19 protein-coding genes are annotated in these 18199 nt (G+C 58.9%); 12 read left to right on the forward strand and 7 right to left on the reverse strand.

Annotated features, from left to right (window positions below; translation table 11 throughout):
• The first annotated feature begins 332 nt into the window (after nt 1-332).
• Nucleotides 333-1193 carry a phosphotransferase gene (locus QFX16_RS18345; RefSeq protein ID WP_283180813.1) on the forward strand — a complete coding sequence of 287 codons (861 nt, stop codon included), beginning with the start codon at nt 333-335 and terminating at the stop codon, nt 1191-1193.
• A 15-nt stretch (nt 1194-1208) separates the two neighbouring features.
• Here QFX16_RS18345 and QFX16_RS18350 read toward each other — a convergent pair whose 3' ends face one another.
• The 6 genes from QFX16_RS18350 to QFX16_RS18375 all read right to left on the reverse strand — a co-directional run bounded on the left by QFX16_RS18350 (nt 1209) and on the right by QFX16_RS18375 (nt 9130).
• Nucleotides 1209-1667 carry a GNAT family N-acetyltransferase gene (locus tag QFX16_RS18350; protein ID WP_283180814.1) on the reverse strand — a complete coding sequence of 153 codons (459 nt, stop codon included), beginning with the start codon at nt 1665-1667 and terminating at the stop codon, nt 1209-1211.
• Nucleotides 1668-1820: 153 nt separating this feature from the next.
• Nucleotides 1821-3224: a purine-cytosine permease family protein gene (locus QFX16_RS18355; RefSeq protein ID WP_283180815.1), complete on the reverse strand. Its 1404-nt coding sequence runs from the start codon at nt 3222-3224 to the stop codon at nt 1821-1823.
• A gap of 50 nt (nt 3225-3274) precedes the next feature.
• Nucleotides 3275-4015 carry a TorF family putative porin gene (locus QFX16_RS18360; RefSeq protein WP_283180816.1) on the reverse strand — a complete coding sequence of 247 codons (741 nt, stop codon included), beginning with the start codon at nt 4013-4015 and terminating at the stop codon, nt 3275-3277.
• 110 nt (nt 4016-4125) lie between these two features.
• Entirely contained in the window at nt 4126-5868 is a 1743-nt protein-coding gene (locus QFX16_RS18365; RefSeq protein WP_283180817.1) for an amidohydrolase, read from the reverse strand.
• A gap of 18 nt (nt 5869-5886) precedes the next feature.
• The gene (locus QFX16_RS18370) at nt 5887-7755 is read right to left on the reverse strand and encodes an amidohydrolase (RefSeq protein ID WP_283180818.1); all 1869 of its coding nucleotides are present in this window, start codon (nt 7753-7755) and stop codon (nt 5887-5889) included.
• A gap of 352 nt (nt 7756-8107) precedes the next feature.
• Nucleotides 8108-9130 (reverse strand): helix-turn-helix transcriptional regulator, encoded by a 1023-nt coding sequence (locus tag QFX16_RS18375; protein ID WP_283180819.1) that lies wholly within the window; start codon nt 9128-9130, stop codon nt 8108-8110.
• A gap of 218 nt (nt 9131-9348) precedes the next feature.
• On the opposite strand from QFX16_RS18375, the gene QFX16_RS18380 reads away from it, so the two are divergent.
• From QFX16_RS18380 to QFX16_RS18430, 11 genes are all read left to right on the forward strand, one after another.
• Entirely contained in the window at nt 9349-9648 is a 300-nt protein-coding gene (locus tag QFX16_RS18380; RefSeq protein WP_283180820.1) for a hypothetical protein, read from the forward strand.
• A gap of 114 nt (nt 9649-9762) precedes the next feature.
• On the forward strand, nt 9763-10110 hold the full coding sequence (locus tag QFX16_RS18385) for a metalloregulator ArsR/SmtB family transcription factor (protein ID WP_283180821.1): 348 nt from the start codon (nt 9763-9765) through the stop codon (nt 10108-10110).
• A 23-nt stretch (nt 10111-10133) separates the two neighbouring features.
• Entirely contained in the window at nt 10134-11417 is a 1284-nt protein-coding gene (locus QFX16_RS18390) for an arsenic transporter (RefSeq protein WP_283180822.1), read from the forward strand.
• A 29-nt stretch (nt 11418-11446) separates the two neighbouring features.
• Nucleotides 11447-11917, forward strand: coding sequence for an arsenate reductase ArsC (locus tag QFX16_RS18395; protein ID WP_008154752.1), 471 nt, complete (start codon nt 11447-11449; stop codon nt 11915-11917).
• A 12-nt stretch (nt 11918-11929) separates the two neighbouring features.
• Nucleotides 11930-12622 carry an arsenical resistance protein ArsH gene (gene arsH, locus QFX16_RS18400; protein WP_283180823.1) on the forward strand — a complete coding sequence of 231 codons (693 nt, stop codon included), beginning with the start codon at nt 11930-11932 and terminating at the stop codon, nt 12620-12622.
• 171 nt (nt 12623-12793) lie between these two features.
• Entirely contained in the window at nt 12794-12961 is a 168-nt protein-coding gene (napE, locus tag QFX16_RS18405) for a periplasmic nitrate reductase, NapE protein (protein WP_033059995.1), read from the forward strand.
• Nucleotides 12962-12997: 36 nt separating this feature from the next.
• Nucleotides 12998-13258: a chaperone NapD gene (locus tag QFX16_RS18410; protein ID WP_033059994.1), complete on the forward strand. Its 261-nt coding sequence runs from the start codon at nt 12998-13000 to the stop codon at nt 13256-13258.
• A complete protein-coding gene (gene napA, locus QFX16_RS18415) occupies nt 13255-15759 on the forward strand; it encodes a nitrate reductase catalytic subunit NapA (protein WP_283180824.1) in 2505 nt (834 codons plus the stop codon). The genes QFX16_RS18410 and napA overlap by 4 nt, the downstream gene beginning before the upstream one ends.
• An 11-nt stretch (nt 15760-15770) precedes the next feature.
• A complete protein-coding gene (locus tag QFX16_RS18420; protein WP_283180825.1) occupies nt 15771-16256 on the forward strand; it encodes a nitrate reductase cytochrome c-type subunit in 486 nt (161 codons plus the stop codon).
• A gap of 9 nt (nt 16257-16265) precedes the next feature.
• Entirely contained in the window at nt 16266-16862 is a 597-nt protein-coding gene (locus QFX16_RS18425) for a cytochrome c3 family protein (RefSeq protein ID WP_223430525.1), read from the forward strand.
• A 64-nt stretch (nt 16863-16926) separates the two neighbouring features.
• Complete coding sequence (locus tag QFX16_RS18430; protein ID WP_283180826.1) at nt 16927-17637, forward strand: class I SAM-dependent methyltransferase; 711 nt, start codon at nt 16927-16929, stop codon at nt 17635-17637.
• Here the strand turns inward: QFX16_RS18430 and QFX16_RS18435 are convergent.
• The gene (locus QFX16_RS18435; RefSeq protein ID WP_283180827.1) at nt 17606-18178 is read right to left on the reverse strand and encodes an eCIS core domain-containing protein; all 573 of its coding nucleotides are present in this window, start codon (nt 18176-18178) and stop codon (nt 17606-17608) included. The two genes, QFX16_RS18430 and QFX16_RS18435, sit on opposite strands and share 32 nt — an antisense overlap.
• Nucleotides 18179-18199 lie beyond the last annotated feature (21 nt).

Genomic DNA, 18199 nt, shown 5'->3' on the forward strand with positions numbered 1-18199 from the left:
GTATTTGTACACCCTCGCGTCGCCATCCAATTCAGGTTGAGAGGTGGAATTCATGAACAACATCATCTACATCGTCGGGGTAATTGTGATTGTCGTGGTTATCCTGTCGTTTCTCGGGTTTGCATAGAATCGAAGACCGTCTCGTATTGGCAAGGCTGTACCCCGCATCGCGAGGCACAGCCTGGTCGAGCTTGACGGCGTAGGTGCGGCCAACCCAGCGATAAAAAATCAACCCTGTGAGTAAGGGTCTGCAGCGTCCTGCCGATAACGAAAAAGCGTCGCGCTCGATTGCCGGCGTTTTATGGACCGCAAAGCATTAGCAGGGACTTTACATGCGTCACCTCAGACACCTTACTTCCCCTCTGAATCAGCAAAAGATTGCTGACGTCACGTTCCATCTCGATCCGTCTGATCAGAACGAACTGGTGACGGTGCTTCAGCGTTTTTTTGCCGAGCCGGATCAACATGCCTTGCTGGATATCCCCGAGGAAACCCGCAGCGTGTTCCTGCTCGAAGGTGAGCGCAAATGGGTGTTGAAACACAACCGCCTGATCCACTGGAAAAAGCAGCTGCAGAACTTCCTGGGCCTCAAGCGTGTGTTCGGGCTGCATGACCTGACCAACGAATTCATCAATCTGTCCGTTGTGGCTGCCAAGTCAGAATCGTCGCCCAGAGTGGCTGGATTCGGCCACGTCGGACGTTTTCCATTTCTCAAGGAAGAGTATTTGCTGGTCAATTTTTTCGACAATCATTGCAGCGTCGATGATCGACTGATCGCCCAACCCGAGCAGGCGCAAACGCTGCTGTTGGACATTTTCCAACTGTTTGGGCAGACGCTGGTCGAGGGGTTTGTGCACATGGACCCGCACCCCAAGAACATCCTGATTGGCCCCGATGGCAGGCTGCGCCTGATCGATTTCGAATGCTGCGCTCATTCGGTGCTGGATCACGACTTCAGCCTGGGTTTTCTGCTGGGTTACTTCTATCGCTTCTGGTTCAACAAGTTCATATCGGTTGAACACTACAACGCATGTTGTGAACGCTACCTGAAGCATCAGCACCCGCAATTGAACCGTGAGGTTTTCCAGGCGGTGTATGAGCGCTTTCGAGACCGTGGTGTTTCCCGGAGCACGCGTTACCGCATCCTCACCTGCCCCAAGGCTCAAGCTGCATTTCTGCACGAGTTGATGTAACCGGTAGCGGTTGGCTCAGCCTTGTTTCAAATCGAGGCAGTAGGTGTAGTAACCCGTATCGCGTACATAGCCCAAGGATTCATACAATCGTTGCGCGCCGACATTGTCCGTGGCCGTTTCCAGCACCATGCCTTTGGCGCCGGTCAACAATGCGAAGGCTCGCGCAGTGTTCATCAGCAACGTGCCGACCCCTTGCCCTCGGGCGGCGGGTGTTGTGAAGAGGTCGCCTAGCAGCCAGGTGCGGTGAGCGTCGATGGAGGAGAACGTCGGGAACAGCTGGACGAAACCCAGCGCCTCGCCGCTGGGGGCCTGGGCGAAGAAGATCGCGGATTCGTCCCGGGCAATGCGCTCGGCGATGAAGTCGCGAGACTGCGACAGGTTCGATGGCTGACCATAGAAGCCTCGATAGGCGTCGAACAGGCTGGCGATTTTATCGAGGTGGGATGCGTCGGCGCGCAGGGCCTGGATGTCCATGTTGATCGTCTCCTTGCGGATTGATGTGATGAGCGGAAAAAGGGAAATGTAGATCAAAAGATCGCAGCCTGCGGCAGCGCCACAAACAGGAGCTGCCGCAGGCTGCGATCTTTTTGGGTTCACCCAGATTTCCGCTTTCCTCCTTAAGGCCTTTCAGTTCCGCGCAGGGGCCACCACCGGCATTGACGTCCTGGCCAGCCCGTAATAAAGAATCCCCGGCACCACCAGACCAACGATCCAGGAAATATCGACACCGCCGAGCTGCGCGACCATCGGCCCGGAGTAGAAGTGAGTATCGACGAAGGGTAACTGGATCAATACACCGACGACATACACGCTGATCCCGGGCATGTTCCAGCGGCCATAACGACCCGCCGGGTCGGACAATGCCGGGATGTCACAGCGCTCTTTGTTGATGAAGTAGTAATCCACCAGATTGATCGCGCTCCACGGTGTGAAGAAGGTCAGCAAAAACAGGATGAAGTACTTGAAGGTGTTGAGAAACGAGTACTGGCCCAGCAGCGCGAGCGTGGTGGACGCCGCGACAATCACCAGCACAAACACCATGCGCTGCCGGGCGGAAATCTCCAGACGACTGCGGAAACCACTGATGATGGTGGCCACGCACATGAAGCTGCCATAAGCATTGAGCGTGGACACCGTGACCTTGCCGAACACCACGCTCAGGTAAAGCAGGGACGCCATCACACCGGTGCTGCCCAACCCGACGATGGTCGCCACCTCGTGACCGCGGAAGTTCACACCGGCCAACGCGGCTGCAAACACCCCCAGCACCATGGACGCCTGGGCGCCCAACACCGTGCCAAGCCCGACGGCAGCGAACGTTTTCCAGGACGAGGTCTTGCTCGGCAGGTAGCGTGAGTAGTCAGCCACATAAGGGCCAAAGGCGATCTGCCAGGACGCGGACAACGACACCGCCAGCAGGAAAGTACTCCAGCTAAAGTGACGATTTTCCAGCAGCAGACCGATATCGTTGAGGGTCATCAACCGGGTAAACAGATAGACGAAGGCAATGATACCCAGCACGCTGGCCACCTTGCCGACCAAGTGGATGACCCGGTAACCGAACATCGTCAGGAACGCGATGCAGGAGGCGAAAATCAGGATGCCGGCGCTGTCGCTGACATGGATCAACTGAGCAATGGCCTGCCCCGACAACACCGCGCCGGTGGCGCTGAAACCGAGGTACATCAGGCACACCAGGACAATCGGGATGGCTGCCCCATAGACCCCGAACTGCACACGACTGGAGATCATCTGCGGCAGCCCGAGCTTCGGCCCTTGCGCCGCGTGCAGGGCAACCACTGCGCCGCCGAGCACCTGGCCGATCAGCAAGCCGAAGAGCGACCAGAACACATCGCCGCCCAGCACCACGGCCAGGGCGCCGGTGACGATCGCCGTGATCTGCAGGTTGGCGCCGAGCCACAGGGTGAACTGGCTGTAGAGGCTGCCATGCCGCTCAGCCTCGGGGATGTAATCGATCGAACGTGTCTCGATCAGGGGACTTCGCTGCTGACTATCGCTGACCTTGGTCATTACGCTGTTTTCCTTTGAGGCGCTTGTTTTTAGGGTGTGGACTCGAGCGCTTAGAACGCCTTGCTGGCACTGGCAACCACAGTGGCCGTGCACAAATCACCATAGCCGTACCAACTCGTGCATTCGCTTTTCGACAGGTCGGTATCGATGTAGCTAAGGCCCCAGGTCACGCCCACGAAGTCACGGCTCAACTTGGCTTCCCACTCGGTGTAGGCATCACGGCTTTCGCCGCTGGCGGACCAGAACGCCGGGTCTTTGACATCGTTGCGACCCACGCGCAGGTCCAGGCCGATTTCGGCCGGCAATTCGATTTTGTAGCTGAGGTAGGTGTAAAGGGTGTCCTGGTCCTCGCCAAAGAAGTTCGGCGTATCGTTTGAGTAGTTGGCGCCGAGCTTCACGCCATAAACGTCAAGGACGGCGTAGACCTCACTCAGGTTGAATTGGCCTTCCTTTGGATAGTCGTACTTGAGGTACCCCAGATCGAGGCTGATGGCCTCGGTCGCCTGCCAGTAGTAGCCCGCGTAATACTCGAGTTCCTGCCGCGTCTTGAACACGCCGCCGAAATCGACATTCGAGGTCCAGGCGCCAACGTACAGTCCGCTGCTGTGCACCAGCGTGGCACCGGCCTGAGCCGCCGGATCACCCAGGGTTTGCGAAATGCCACGGGTGCGGTAGTCGCTAAAGACTCCCAGGGTCATGTCCAGGGTGAAGTTATCGTTGAGCGTCAGTGCCTGGGTGGTCAGGGGTGCCAATACAAGAGTGGCAAGGGTCAATACTGAGCGTGCGTTCATACAAGTCTCTTATTTTTATGGAGGTGCGGGTTATTTCAGGCATGGCGATGCCGAGCCCCTCGTCATACGAGGAGCCAGGCATCTTTTGCGTGGTGCGGGTGAAGGGAGGGTCAGGACGCGGGCGCGTACACCTCTTTGCCGGCGAAGAAGGTCTTCAGGACCTTGGTGTCGAACAGTTCTTCGTCGCTGACCTTGAACACATCGCGGTCGAGGATGATCAGATCGGCCTGTTTGCCGGGTGTCAGCGAGCCAATCTGCTGCTCCAGGCGCAGGGCCTTGGCGGCATTGAGCGTGTAGGCGTAGAACATGGTCTGGCGATCGATGCTTTCCTTGGCATTCAACACGCCCAATGGCCCTTTGCGAGTGCTGGCCTGAGCGATGGCATTCCACGGATTGGGGCTGGACACCGGCCAGTCACTGCCACCGGCGATGACCGCACCAGCGTTATGCAGGGACCTGGCGGGATACTGATAACCGTAAGCAAACGCGCTGATATACGGTTTGACCAACTCCACGGTGTAACTCTCACCAGTGGCCCACAGCAATTGCATGGAAGCGATCACGCCAAGTTGCTTGAAGCGCGGAAACTCTTTCGGGTTGACCAGTTGCAGGTGGCTGATGCTATGGGCCACCGGTGTCGGGTTGAGTTTGCGCGCGTAGGCAAAACCATTGAGTGATTCACGCACCGCACGGTCGCCGACCGCATGCATGTGCACAATCCAGTAGCGCTTCTCCGCTGCCACGACCAACTCACCGAAGTGCGCGGGGTCGATCAGCAGTTGACCGTTTTTATGGCTGTTCTTGAAGGGAACAGTCACCGCGGCGGTCTGCCCCGGAAACTCCAGAACGCCATCGGCGAATACCTTGATGCCAGGAAAACTCAGGTTGGGCACACCCTCGAATTTCTTCATCACCTTGGCCAGCACCTCCAGGTCGGCCGGTCGGCTTTTTGGATTGGCCAGCAACAGAGCAGCAACGTGGGCGCTAAGTTCGCCCTTCTCTGCCAGTTCGCGGTAAAGCGGCAAAACGCCGTAACTCTGCTCGGTTGCCTTGAAATCGAACAACGAATCGCCACTGCCGGCATTCGCCGCCGCGTCCATCCAGGCGGTGACGCCGTATTGATTGTTGACCTTCACCGCCTCGCGGGCGGCTTTCAACTTGATCTCGTCGCTAGGCGCGGGGATCTGGCTGCGCACCTGGTCCCAGCGCGACTCGGCAAAATAGCCATTGGGAATGAAATCCGCATCGTGACCCACAAAGCTGCGGTCCTGTTCCGACAGGCCTTTTACCAGTGTCGCGTCGATCTTCAGGCGCTTGAGCATGGCGTTGTTGGCCCAGCCGGTGTGCCCGTCGATCCCGCTGAGGACCACCGGTTGGTCCGCCCAGCGCCCCTGATTGAAGCGCTGGCCCAGTTCACGGCTTTTGTCCCAATAGGCCGAACTGACCCCGGCGATGCTGATCACGTCACCGGCCCGTGCAATGCCCGCCTGATCCTGTTCAATAATCCACTGTTCAAGCTCCGGCAACGGCTTGACTTCATCCAGCAGGTTGGCCCCCATGCTGTCGAAGGCCGCAACCACCGGGTGACTGTGGGTATCAATCATTCCTGGCATCAGCACCTTGCCCGCCAGATCGATCCGTTGCGTGCGGGTGTCGGCCAAGGCGTTGATCTCGGCATTACTGCCCACTTTGAGAATCTTGCCGTCTTGCACGGCCACTGCCTGGACCAGTCCCTGACCGGGTTCGGCGGTGAAGACCTTGCCGTTGAACAACACAAGGTCAGCGGCGGCCATGGCTTGCACCGAAGAAAAGGCCAGGGCTGCGGCCAACAGGTTTGGAATAAATCGCTGCATCGGAACACTCTCTTGTTTTTATTGGGCTGGGCGGGCGGCTGATGCCTGGGACAATGCCTTCGGATCAAGGCCAACGAATGGCGCCTTGGCCCACACGACCTGGCCGCCCACGACCGTCAGCAGCACGTTATTTCGAGCCAACTCCTCCTCGGGGACCTGCATGAAGTTCTTGTCCAGAACGATCAGGTCCGCGAACTTACCCACCTCGACCGAACCGACAACAGCGTCCAGTTTCAGCTGCTCGGCGGCATTCATGGTGATGGTGCGCAGCACTTCAGTGCGCGACAGCGCCGGGTCGGAATTCAGCCTGCCCGCATACTTGGGACCGTAGCTGTGCGGGTTCAGCGGATCACCTGAGCGGGTGACACCGATCTTCAGCGCCAGGAACTCGTCGAGCGGGTCGACAGGCCAGTCGCTGCCATACGCCACACGGCCGCCGGCACGAGCGATGCTGCCGGAGGGTTCCATGCGGGCAAATCGCGCCGCCCCCAAATGCTCGTTGGTGCCGTCAACCGTAGACGGTGCCTGCTGGGCCCACTGGAAGGACATGTTGGCGGTCACGTCTAGCGCCTTGAAGCGCGCATAGTCGGCAGGGTCCACCGACTCGTTGTGAGTAATGGCCGGGCGGAAGCCATTGCCGGGCAGTTGCTGGCGCACATATTCGATGGCGTTCAGTGAATCGCGCACCGCGCGGTCTCCGGTGGCGTGAAGGTGCGGATCGAGGCCGGCCTGAATGGCCTTCAGCAACAGCGGATTAAGCACTTGCGGCGGGAAGTACAGCTCACCGGTGTTCTTGCCGGGTGTCCACTTCGGCGCTGTATCGGTGCCGGCATTGCGCAGGTACGGCGTCAACATGGCACCCGTGTCCGCCGGCGCGTTGATGATCCCATCCATGAACAATTTGACGTGGCGCATGCTCACGCCCGGCGCTACTTTTGCGTCGCCCTGGTCGTAGGTATCAGCCAGCGCCTTGGCTTCGGCGATGGTCTTCGCTGGGTCTGCCGTGGCAGCCGCTGGGTCGAGTTTGATCGCCAGCAAGGCCCGGGCGGTCAGCTCACCCGACTGCTGCAGGGTGGTAAACGCTTTGCCGTTTTCCGGCCCCGACAAGGCATCGAAGAAACTGGTGATACCTTGCTGGCGCATGGCGTCGAGCGCCGCGCGGGTCTGATTGAGTTTCTCTGCGTCGGTGGCGGGCGGCACCACGGCGGCCATGGCTTCGGCGGCTCCGTCTTCGCAGATGCCGTTCGGGTTGCCGGCGCTGTCGCGCATGTACTTGCCATCACCGGGATTGGCCGTGTGCTTGTTGATGCCGGCGACCGCCAGGCCACGAGAGTTGGTCAGCACTGTATGAAAGTCGGTGGAACGGACTTGAATTGGACGGTTGGTCTTGAGCGCGTCCAGTGTCGATTTGTCGGGGTCGCCGTCGAGTCCGGTCATGCCAATACGGTCCCAGCTGCCCACTTCGAGCCAGACATCGGGGCCTTTGTCCTTGTCGGCATCCAGGCACGCCTGAATGGTTTCCTGGAAAACCTTGCGGGTCATCGTCTGGTATTTCAGGTCGCACAAGGTCATGGCGCGGCCTCCGTCCCCCGGATGCATGTGCGCATCAATGAAGCCCGGCATCACCATGCGACCCGCCAGATCGATCAGCTGTGTCTGCGTGCCGATGTAAGAGGAAACCCCTGCATCGCTGCCGACATAAACGATCTTCCCACCCGTGACCGCGATCGCCTGCTGCACGGAATTCTTGCCGTCGACGGTGTAGACATAGCCGTTGCGCATGACCATGTCGGCGCCTGTCGAAGCGTGTGTCTGACACCCCACCAGCGCCACGCAGGAAAATGCCGTTGTCGCGGCAACGGCGATAAATAGCCTGGAAAATTTCAACTGCCTCACCTCTGTTTTTATAGTTTTTGAAGTGGCCCGAACGGACGGTCGCAAGCCCCTGATATGCAGGGCATACCCTATAGAGCGCGGCGGTCGGATGGACCTCCACAAATGAGGAGGGGTAAGGCAAATACCAGTCAGTTGAGCAGCAACGCATACTTTGTAGCAGCTGCCGAAGGCTGCGTTCGGTTCGGGCCGCGTTCGGACGTAGCAGTCGTGAAGTCAGACTATGCGGTGCACCAGACTCACCGCGCACTCAGGGTTTACGACTGCTGCGTCCGAACGCGGCCCGAACCGAACGCAGGCTTCGCCAGCTGCTACAAGGACTGCGTTATGGCTTAAGGCGCTGCGCTTAATTACGACGTGCAGTTTCCGCAAGCGAAGTCGGCGAACGCAGGACAGAACCCAGCTCCACTTTGCTCTTCACGCCGAGCTGCAAGTAGCAGTTGCGCAGATAGGTGCGCACTGTGGCTGGACTCAGTGAAAGGATTTTGGCGATTTCCTTATAGGAATGGCCGGCGGCGAACAGCATCGCCGCCGTGCGCTCGCGTGGTGCCAGCACTGCCCCGCGCGACTGTGTTTCGAGTGACAGAATGACGTGCTCGGCGTTGGGGCTAAGCGTCATTGCAGTGCGACCCAGGCGAATTACGCAGGGCGCCTTTTGCAGTTGTGAGATGACATCGAAGGGAAGCATTGAACCGCTCCACCCGGGCAACTCGCGCTGAATGGCGGCGCCCAGACTTGCGCCCACATACAGCAGACTGCCATCCATCCGGGCGACCCCGAAGTCACTCGCCCCGTTGCCCGTGTCGCAGCGAATCATGTCCTGCACCTGAAACCGCCACAACTGCAACAGATGGTCGCAGAACGCCGAGAACAACCCGGCCTCGCTGTCATTGAAAGCCGGTGCATGAAGGCCACGGTAGAGACAGACGAAGAACATCAAGCCGCTTTCAGGGAGCTCGAACGTGATGCACATCAGGTGGTAGAGATCGTGACGCCGTGCGAAATCGTTCACCTCCTCACAGGGGTCGGTGAACCCACTGTCGCGCACAACTTCCCCGGGTTGACTTAAGGTCTCCTGGGAAAATCTGTCGCTGACCGCCACTTTGTGCCATTCGACGGCAAACGACTCGGGCAGATTGATCCGCCCGTGCATCCAGCTTTGAGGGGGTGTACTGGCGTCTGACGTCGACATCTCGCCCCACCATGCCGAAGCGAAGGGCACCAGTTGGCGGAAGGCCTGCAAGCCGTCGGCGATGAATTGGGATGCCCCGCGGTCACGAGCAAGCCGCCCCAGGCGCAACACGCAACGATTGAACGCTGTCAGCGTGGCCATCGACGCCTTGGCGCCGACCTCATCACCCTCCTCCATTGTTTTTATCCTGTTTACTACATGGCGTATTTTTTCGACGATGCCATAGGGACGGTTATGGCGTCCAGCGAGCGGTGTTGTTTCGGGAGAGCCAACCCTAAAGTTCGCCCAAATGCGCTATTCCGCTAAACAGACCCAAGGGCAGGCGCAACACCGTCTAATCTGAATAGAGTACGACCACAAACATGCCTCTAGCCGATTGATACAGGGGAAATGGGATGACCGGAAAAACAGCGCGCCAGTGCTCGTCATGGATCCTGCCCTCCCTGCTCGCCATCAACCTCGCGCTGGCAGCGGGATGTGCAGGCAAAGCTGCGACAGCTCGCTATACGGCCTCAAGCATAGGCTACAGCTGCTATGCAAAAGCACTGCCCACTGCCGGCGAGGGCGGCCTGGCTTGGGGCTCCACCTTGAATATGGCTCGCAAAAAATCCCTGGATAATTGCATACGCTATGCCGGCCGATCCGGTGGCACACCCAATACCTGCAAAGTGGTGTTGGCGGAGTGCAAAAATTAATAGAGCGACAGTGAATCGGGCCGTTCGGTCTTCCTGACGTCGATCTGATTTGGTTTGCTCAATACATATGAATAACCGTATATTCGGATAACCACATGTATTGAAGACGCCTCCATGCTGAACCCTGCCGCCGTATTCAAATGCCTGTCCGACGAAACTCGCACGCGGGCCACCTTGCTGATCACCCGTGAGGGAGAGTTATGCGTCTGCGAGTTGGTCTGCGCCCTGAACGACAGTCAGCCGAAAATCTCCCGCCACCTCGCGCAGCTCCGGGCATGTGGCCTGCTTCTAGACCGCCGTCAGGGTCAGTGGGTGTATTACCGGCTCAACCCCGAACTGCCAAAGTGGGTCCGCACCATTCTTGAGACCACACTGGAAGCCAACGCCGACTGGCTTGAGGCAAACAGCACTCGACTCAAAGCAATGGGCGACCGCCCTATCAACACTGCCGCCTGCTGCTGACCCATCACCCGTCGAGACTGCTCATGTTTACTGCGTTCGCCATTTTTCTCGTCACCATTGTGTTGGTCATCTGGCAGCCCAAGGGATTGGGTGTCGGCTGGAGCGCCTCCTTGGGGGCTGCTCTTGCACTGATTGCAGGCGTCGTGACGCTGGACGATATTCCACTGGTGTGGGGCATTGTCTGGAACGCCACCGCTACGTTTATCGCGGTCATCATCATTAGTTTGTTGCTTGATGAGGCAGGCTTCTTTCAGTGGGCCGCCCTGCATGTGGCACGCTGGGCCAAGGGCGATGGTCGTCGCCTGTTCGCATTCACGGTGCTACTGGGCGCAGCCGTTTCCGCCCTGTTTGCCAATGACGGTGCGGCACTGATACTGACCCCCATCGTAATCTCAATACTGCTCGCATTACGCTTTTCGCCCGCGTCTACCCTGGCGTTTGTCATGGCGGCGGGCTTTATTGCCGACACCGCCAGCCTGCCCCTGGTGGTGTCGAATCTCGTCAATATCGTTTCAGCCGATTACTTCGGCCTGGGTTTCAGCGAGTACGCTTCGGTCATGGTCCCGGTCAATTTCGTTGCCGTGGGCTCCACTCTCGGGGTGCTGTATTGGTTTTTCCGTCGTGACATACCCGAACGTTATTCACTGGATGATCTACAAGATCCACGACGTGCCGTGCGAGACCCGCTGACGTTTCGCGTCGGCTGGATTGTTCTGGGTTTGTTGCTGATTGGGCTGTTTGCGCTGGAGCCACTGGGCATTCCGATCAGTGTCATTGCGGCGGTCTGCGCCGCGATGCTGTTCGCCGTTGCGGCGCGTGGGCATGTGATTTCAACCCGACGTGTGTTGCGTGAAGCGCCATGGCAGGTCGTGACCTTTTCGCTGGGCATGTACCTGGTGGTTTATGGGCTGAAAAACGCTGGCCTGACAACCTATCTGACGGTAGCCCTGAACTACTTTGCCGAATTCGGCATCTGGGGCGCCGCGTTGGGTACTGGATTTCTCACGGCGTTGCTGTCATCCGGCATGAACAACATGCCGACGGTGTTGGTGGGTGCGCTGTCGATCCAGGCCAGTGACGCCACCGGCGTGGTGCGTGAGGCCATGATCTACGCCAATGTCATCGGCTCTGATCTGGGCCCGAAAATCACGCCTATCGGTAGCCTGGCAACACTGCTCTGGCTGCACGTTCTGGAGCGCAAGGGCATCCGCATCACCTGGGGTTACTACTTCAGGGTGGGTGTCGTTCTGACGCTGCCGATTCTGTTCATCACCTTATCTGCCCTGGCCTTGCGCCTGGGCGTTTAGCACCTGCCCGTCTGGAAAGAGGAGTCGCCATGCGCGTTCTGTTCATGTGTACCGCCAATAGCTGTCGCAGCATTCTGTCCGAAGCGATGTTCAATCATCTCGCACCGCAAGGCTTCCAGGCGATCAGCGCCGGCAGCTTCCCCAAAGGACAGGTTCTGCCGCGCAGCCTGACCACGTTGCAAGAGGCCGGGATTGCGATCGACGGGTTAAGCAGCAAGGGCAACGACGCCTTCGAGGCCAACCCGCCGGACATTGTCATCACCGTCTGCGACAAGGCCGCCGGTGAGGCCTGCCCGGTCTACTTCGGACCGGCCCTTAAGGCCCACTGGGGACTGGAAGATCCATCAGAGGTGAAGGGTGATGAGACCGTCGTCGCCGCTGCATTTCACTCGACCCTGGCACGCATCGAAACGCGCTGCCGGGCGTTCCTCGCCCTGCCCTTCGCCCAACTTGATCGCGATGCACTGAAGCGCGAACTCGACCGCATCAGCACGCTGTAACCGGAGCCTCCCATGACCGAACCACTGCCTAATCTCGACGCGTCATTGATTCAGACCATTGCCAGTGACGACGGCCGACACAAGCCACGAATCCTGTTGCTGTACGGGTCGACCCGCGCACGGTCATTCAGTCGGCTGCTGGTCGAAGAAGCAGCCCGTCTGCTCGAACGCTTCGGTGCACAGACGCGAATTTTCAATCCATCGGGACTACCGCTACCGGATGACGCACCCAGCGATCACCCGAAAGTTCAGGAATTGCTTGAGCTGATGCAATGGTCTGAAGGACAGGTCTGGTGTTCACCCGAGCGCCACGGCGCCATGTCTGCCGTATTCAAGGCCCAGATTGACTGGGTGCCGCTGGCCCTGGGCGCCGTTCGCCCGACCCAAGGGAAAACGCTCGCCGTCATGCAGGTCAGCGGCGGTTCACAATCCTTTAACGTGGTGAATCAGCTTCGCGTGCTGGGACGCTGGATGCGGATGTTCACGATCCCTAATCAATCTTCCGTACCGAAGGCATATCTGGAGTTTGACGAAGGCAACCGCATGAAACCGTCCTCGCTGTATGACCGGGTGGTCGACGTCATGGAAGAACTGGTGAAGTTCACGTTGCTGCTGCGCGAGCGCCCGGATCTGGTTGACCGCTACTCCGAACGCAAGGAATCAGCGGAAGAACTGAGTCAGCGTGTGAATCAACGGTCGATTTGAAAGCAGGGATGTCTGCACCTTGGTAACTAAATGAAGTAATGATTTAAAGCGTTATAACCCGTTGCGACACCGGAGCACGGGTTAACAACCGTCGGTCTGTAAAACCCCTGCCAGAAAACCTGCGAAAACTTCGTGATCTAGTCTGACTGCACGTTCGCCAGGAGATTACTCATGTCATTGGCTGAAGAACGAAAACCTCAGCGCCGCAAGGAAACCCGGCTGTTTCTCTTTCTTGTCGTCTGCCTCTTCCCGCTGCTGTCGGTCGCTATCGTCGGCGGTTACGGTTTTATCGTCTGGTTTTTCCAGATGCTGTACGGCCCACCGGGACCACCCAACTAACTAATAGCCTTTCTGAAAGCCTATTGGAGCCAGCGCATGGACGAAGCATTGCATATTGCCAGTCTTGTCGTACTTGCCAGGCCTGAATTGTTCGATGCCGTTAAAGCTAACTTGCGCCTGTTGGACGGCCTGGAACTGCATCAGGAAAGTGCGGCGGGAAAACTGGTGGTGGTCCTTGAGGCCGTACACGAAAGTCAGATCCTTCAACGCATCGAACAGATCAACAACTTGCCCGGCGTACTCAACGCGGCGTTGATCTATCACGAACTCCTCGAACCCGAAGGAGATATCGAATGAGCATGACGCGCCGCGAATTCGTCAAAGCCCAGGCCGCCGCCATTGCAGCCGCCGCTGCTGGCCTGCCGATTGTTACCGACGCCAGCAACCTGGTGACCGAAGCGGACATGGTCACCCTGGACTGGAACAAGGCGCCCTGCCGTTTCTGCGGCACCGGGTGCAGCGTGATGGTCGCGACCAAGGACAACCGCGTGGTCGCCACCCACGGCGACGTCAAGGCAGAGGTCAACCGCGGACTGAACTGCGTGAAGGGCTATTTCCTTTCGAAGATCATGTATGGCGTTGATCGCCTGACCCAACCGCTTTTGCGCATGACGAATGGCCAGTACGACAAGCAAGGCGAATTCCAGCCGATCAGCTGGGAGAAGGCCTTCGACATCATGGAACTGAAGTTCAAGGAAGCCTTGAAAAGCAAAGGTCCCGGGTCGGTCGGCATGTTCGGCTCCGGGCAATGGACCGTGTGGGAAGGCTATGCCGCCAACAAGCTGATGAAGGCAGGCTTTCGCAGCAATAACATCGACCCCAACGCCCGCCATTGCATGGCCTCGGCGGTGATGGGTTTCATGCGCACCTTTGGCATGGATGAGCCGATGGGGTGCTACGACGACATCGAAGCCACCGACGCTTTTGTGCTCTGGGGCTCGAACATGGCCGAGATGCACCCGGTGCTCTGGAGCCGGGTCACCGACCGCCGCCTGAGCCAGCCTCACGTGAAAGTGGCCGTGCTGTCGACCTTCGAACATCGCAGTTTCGAGCTGGCCGACATCCCCATGGTGTTCAAGCCGCAAACCGACCTGATGATCCTTAACTACATTGCCAACCACATCATTGAAAGCGGCGCGGTGAACCAGGATTTCATTACTAAACACACCCGATTTGCCCAAGGTGCCGACGACATCGGATACGGCCTGCGCCCCGACGATCCACTGGAAATGAAGGCAAAAAATGCCGCCAAGGCCAACACCTGGACCGACATTTCCTTCGAACAATACGCAGCGTTCGTCAAACCTTACACGCTGGAGCGAACCGCCAAGGAGACAGGCGTTCCGGTCGAACGGCTCAAGAGCCTGGCCGAGTTGTATGCCGACCCCAAGCGCAAAGTCGTGTCGTTCTGGACCATGGGTTTCAACCAGCACACTCGCGGCGTCTGGGCCAACAACCTGATCTACAACATCCATCTGCTCACCGGAAAAATCAGCGAGCCGGGCAACAGCCCTTTCTCACTAACCGGCCAGCCGTCGGCCTGTGGTACGGCGCGCGAAGTCGGGACCTTCTCTCACCGCTTGCCCGCCGACCTGGTGGTGACCAATCCCAAGCACCGCGCCATCGCCGAAAAAATCTGGAAGCTGCCCGCCGGCACCATTCAGGAGAAGCCTGGTTTTCACGCGGTAGAACAGAGTCGCATGCTCAAGGACGGCGTGCTCAACGTTTACTGGACCCAGGCCAGCAACAACATGCACGCCGGGCCGAACATCATGCAGGAAGTCCTGCCGGGCTGGCGCAACCCGGATAATTTCGTGATTGTCTCGGATGTCTACCCCACCGTTTCCGCGCAAGCCGCTGACCTGATTCTGCCCAGCGCCATGTGGGTGGAAAAGGAAGGTGCCTTCGGCAACGCCGAGCGGCGTACGCAATTCTGGCATCAATTGGTGACCGCACCGGGGGACGCCAAGTCGGACCTGTGGCAGTTGCTGGAGTTTTCCAAGCGCTTCACCACCGATGAAACCTGGCCCGCCGAGTTACTGGCCAAGTCTCCTGAGCACAAGGGCAAAACCCTGTTTGAAGTGCTTTACAAGAACGGCCAGGTTGACCAGTTCCCGGTCGAGCAAATGGAAGCCGGATACAAAAATGATGAAGCCAAAGCGTTTGGCTTCTACCTGCAAAAAGGTTTGTTCGAGGAGTACGCCCAGTTCGGTCGCGGCCACGGGCATGACCTTGCCACGTTCGACCGCTATCACAGCGAACGAGGACTGCGCTGGCCGGTGGTGGACGGCAAGGAAACCCGCTGGCGTTACCGCGAGGGGCTCGACCCCTACGTGGAGAAAGGCAGCGAGGTGCAGTTCTACGGTTACCCGGACAAGAAGGCGATTATCTTCGCCCTCCCCTACGAGCCGCCAGCCGAAGCCCCGGATGCCGATTACCCGTTCTGGCTGAGCACCGGACGCGTCCTCGAACACTGGCACACCGGCACCATGACCCAACGCGTCGAGGAACTGTACAAAGCGGTGCCGGACGCGTTGGTCTACATGCACCCCGAAGATGCCAAGGCCTTGAAGGCGCGGCGTGGCAGTGAAGTGAAGTTGATCAGCCGCCGCGGTGAAATCCGTGCACGCATCGAGACCCGCGGGCGTAACAAGCCTCCGCCAGGACTGGTTTTCGTACCGTTTTTCGATGCCAACAAGCTGATCAACAAAGTCACGCTCGATGCCACCGACCCGATCTCCAAGCAGACCGACTACAAAAAATGCGCGATACGAATTGAGTTGATCAGCGTGGCCTGAGGAGAACCGTCATGCCTTTGCGAACCCTGCCGTTGCTCCTGCTCGCTGCGATTGGCGTGGTGATGGCTGCAGAAGTCAATTACCCCCTCGATGCACCCGGGCCGGATGGGCGCCGGCCCGGTGGCACCTTGACCCAGAGCATGCCGGCCCCGCCCATTGCCAATGAAGAAAACAAGGACCTGAAGCGCGAACGCAATTACCCGGACCAGCCTCCCACCATCCCCCATACCATTCGCGGTTATCAGATCGACCAAAACGGCAACAAGTGCCTGTCCTGTCACAGCCGTGCCAACAGCGCGCGGACCCAGGCAACGATGATCAGCATCACCCACTACATGGACCGCGACGGCCAAGCGTTGGCGGCGGTGTCACCGCGCCGGTACTTCTGTAACCAATGCCACGTGCCGCAAACAGAAGTGCTGCCTTTGGTGGGCAACAGCTTCGAAACGATCGACAAAATATTGCAAGACGACGCCAATGCCGCGCAGAAACCCTGAGGAGGCAACATGAAAGCACTGTTCGCCCTGCTTAAGGATTACTGGGGCATTCTGCGTCGTCCGAGCCTCTACTACAGCCTGGGCTTTCTGACACTGGGGGGCTTTATCGCCGGGATCATTTTCTGGGGTGGCTTCAACACCGCGCTGGAGCTGAGCAATACCGAAAAATTCTGCATCTCCTGTCATGAGATGCGTGACAACGTTTTCGTCGAGCTGAAGGACACGATCCACTACACCAACCGATCCGGCGTGCGCGCCAGTTGCCCGGACTGCCACGTGCCCCACGAATGGACCCACAAGATCGCGCGCAAGATGCAGGCTTCAAAAGAGGTATGGGGCAAGATTTTCGGCACCATTGATACACGCGACAAATTCCTCATGCTGCGTCGCGAACTGGCCGAACATGAGTGGGCAAGGCTTAAGGCCAACGACTCTCGCGAATGCCGTAATTGCCACAACTTCGAGTTCATGGATTTTACCCGCCAGAGCAAGCGCGCTTCGGCCATGCACTCGACTTCATTGGCCAACGGTGAGGCCACCTGCATCGACTGCCATAAGGGCATCGCTCACAAGCTGCCCGATATGAGCGGAGTGAAAGGCTGGTAAGGATTTTTCGATCCTCCCGCACTTGTCCTACCCTTTTATCCAACCAACAACGCCGGTCACCGAAATGCCCGCCCCCGAATCCACCCTCCTCGACAGCTGGCACCACAACGCCCAATCCTGGATCGAAGCCATCCGCACCGGCGCCATCGAAAGCCGCCTCAAGGTCACCGACCAGGCAATCCTGCTGGCGGTGCTGAGCCGCCAGCCCGAGCGCGTGCTCGACCTGGGCTGCGGCGAGGGCTGGCTGTTGCGTGCGCTGGCTGAACGGGGCATCAAGGCGGTCGGTGTGGATGGCGATGCGACGCTAGTCGAGGCGGCGCGGGCGGCGGGCTCTTCGGCGGTACATTTGGCGAGCTATGAAGCGTTGGTGGAGGCGAAGGTGGACATCGGCCGCGACTACGGCCTGATCTGCGCCAACTTCGCCCTGCTGCACCAGGACATCATCCCTCTGCTCGCCGCCATGAACGCCCTGCTCGCCCCTGGCGGCGCGCTGGTGATCCAGACGCTGCATCCGTGGACCGCGGCGGCGGGCGACTATCAGGATGGCTGGCGGGAAGAGACCTTCAATGGATTCAAGGGGCAATGGCAACCCATGCCGTGGTATTTCCGCTCCTTGTCCAGTTGGCTCAATGCGCTGGACATGGCCGGTTTTCAGCTGGCCGTCCTGCAGGAACCGCAGCACCCGCAAAGCCCTGTGCCGCAGTCATTGCTGTTGGTGGCCGAGCCGCGGGGTTCGCTACTCTTCAGTAATTCCCTTCCCGCACCAACCGCCTGACCTCAGCCTGTATGGCATAAGCCGGCGCCTCCACAGCATTGAAATCCTGTGTATACCGCTGGGCAAATCCTTCTACCCCCCATTCCTGATACTGCTGCACATGCTTTAATTCGTGCGCCCAGAGCGCGATGTCCTGTTCTGCGGTTTGAGCGTCCCGGAAGAGGATGATGTCGATCAGCGTCACGGCACCGACATCGGGGTTTTGCAGCATGGCAGTGGCGGCGTTGAATTGGCCGTTGTCGCTCACTTTGTAGCGCGCGGTATCGAGGACGCCGGGGTCGTACCAGCGCAGCAGTTGTTCCCGGATGTGCGGTGGAATGGGTTGGATGCCGGCGCTGGCTGCGTCAGCGCGGGCCTGGGTCAGCCACATCGCCAGGGCCGGTGTCGCGATCTGGTAGATGCCATCAGGTACTGGCAGGCAGATGCAGCCGTCCAGGCACACTTGTGTCTCGCCAGCTGGGCAGACGCTGGTCTGGGCTGGCACTTCAAGAGTCAGGCAAAGAACAAACAGCGCCACCAGGCGCGTGGTGATGGGCGGCATTGGACGCTCCAGGGACGGACG

This window comes from Pseudomonas svalbardensis, assembly GCF_030053115.1.
GTDB classification, from domain to species: Bacteria; Pseudomonadota; Gammaproteobacteria; order Pseudomonadales; family Pseudomonadaceae; genus Aquipseudomonas; species Aquipseudomonas svalbardensis.

Coding starts and splice junctions, on each gene's coding strand:
- QFX16_RS18360 (WP_283180816.1), bottom strand. CDS start 4,015: ATGAACGCACGCTCAGTATTGACCCTTGCCACTCTTGTATTGGCACCC.
- QFX16_RS18430 (WP_283180826.1), top strand. CDS start 16,927: ATGCCCGCCCCCGAATCCACCCTCCTCGACAGCTGGCACCACAACGCC.
- QFX16_RS18375 (WP_283180819.1), bottom strand. CDS start 9,130: ATGGAGGAGGGTGATGAGGTCGGCGCCAAGGCGTCGATGGCCACGCTG.
- QFX16_RS18425 (WP_223430525.1), top strand. CDS start 16,266: ATGAAAGCACTGTTCGCCCTGCTTAAGGATTACTGGGGCATTCTGCGT.
- arsH (WP_283180823.1), top strand. CDS start 11,930: ATGACCGAACCACTGCCTAATCTCGACGCGTCATTGATTCAGACCATT.
- napE (WP_033059995.1), top strand. CDS start 12,794: ATGTCATTGGCTGAAGAACGAAAACCTCAGCGCCGCAAGGAAACCCGG.
- QFX16_RS18385 (WP_283180821.1), top strand. CDS start 9,763: ATGCTGAACCCTGCCGCCGTATTCAAATGCCTGTCCGACGAAACTCGC.
- QFX16_RS18420 (WP_283180825.1), top strand. CDS start 15,771: ATGCCTTTGCGAACCCTGCCGTTGCTCCTGCTCGCTGCGATTGGCGTG.
- QFX16_RS18395 (WP_008154752.1), top strand. CDS start 11,447: ATGCGCGTTCTGTTCATGTGTACCGCCAATAGCTGTCGCAGCATTCTG.
- QFX16_RS18355 (WP_283180815.1), bottom strand. CDS start 3,224: ATGACCAAGGTCAGCGATAGTCAGCAGCGAAGTCCCCTGATCGAGACA.
- QFX16_RS18390 (WP_283180822.1), top strand. CDS start 10,134: ATGTTTACTGCGTTCGCCATTTTTCTCGTCACCATTGTGTTGGTCATC.
- QFX16_RS18350 (WP_283180814.1), bottom strand. CDS start 1,667: ATGGACATCCAGGCCCTGCGCGCCGACGCATCCCACCTCGATAAAATC.
- QFX16_RS18435 (WP_283180827.1), bottom strand. CDS start 18,178: ATGCCGCCCATCACCACGCGCCTGGTGGCGCTGTTTGTTCTTTGCCTG.
- QFX16_RS18365 (WP_283180817.1), bottom strand. CDS start 5,868: ATGCAGCGATTTATTCCAAACCTGTTGGCCGCAGCCCTGGCCTTTTCT.
- QFX16_RS18345 (WP_283180813.1), top strand. CDS start 333: ATGCGTCACCTCAGACACCTTACTTCCCCTCTGAATCAGCAAAAGATT.
- QFX16_RS18410 (WP_033059994.1), top strand. CDS start 12,998: ATGGACGAAGCATTGCATATTGCCAGTCTTGTCGTACTTGCCAGGCCT.
- napA (WP_283180824.1), top strand. CDS start 13,255: ATGAGCATGACGCGCCGCGAATTCGTCAAAGCCCAGGCCGCCGCCATT.
- QFX16_RS18380 (WP_283180820.1), top strand. CDS start 9,349: ATGACCGGAAAAACAGCGCGCCAGTGCTCGTCATGGATCCTGCCCTCC.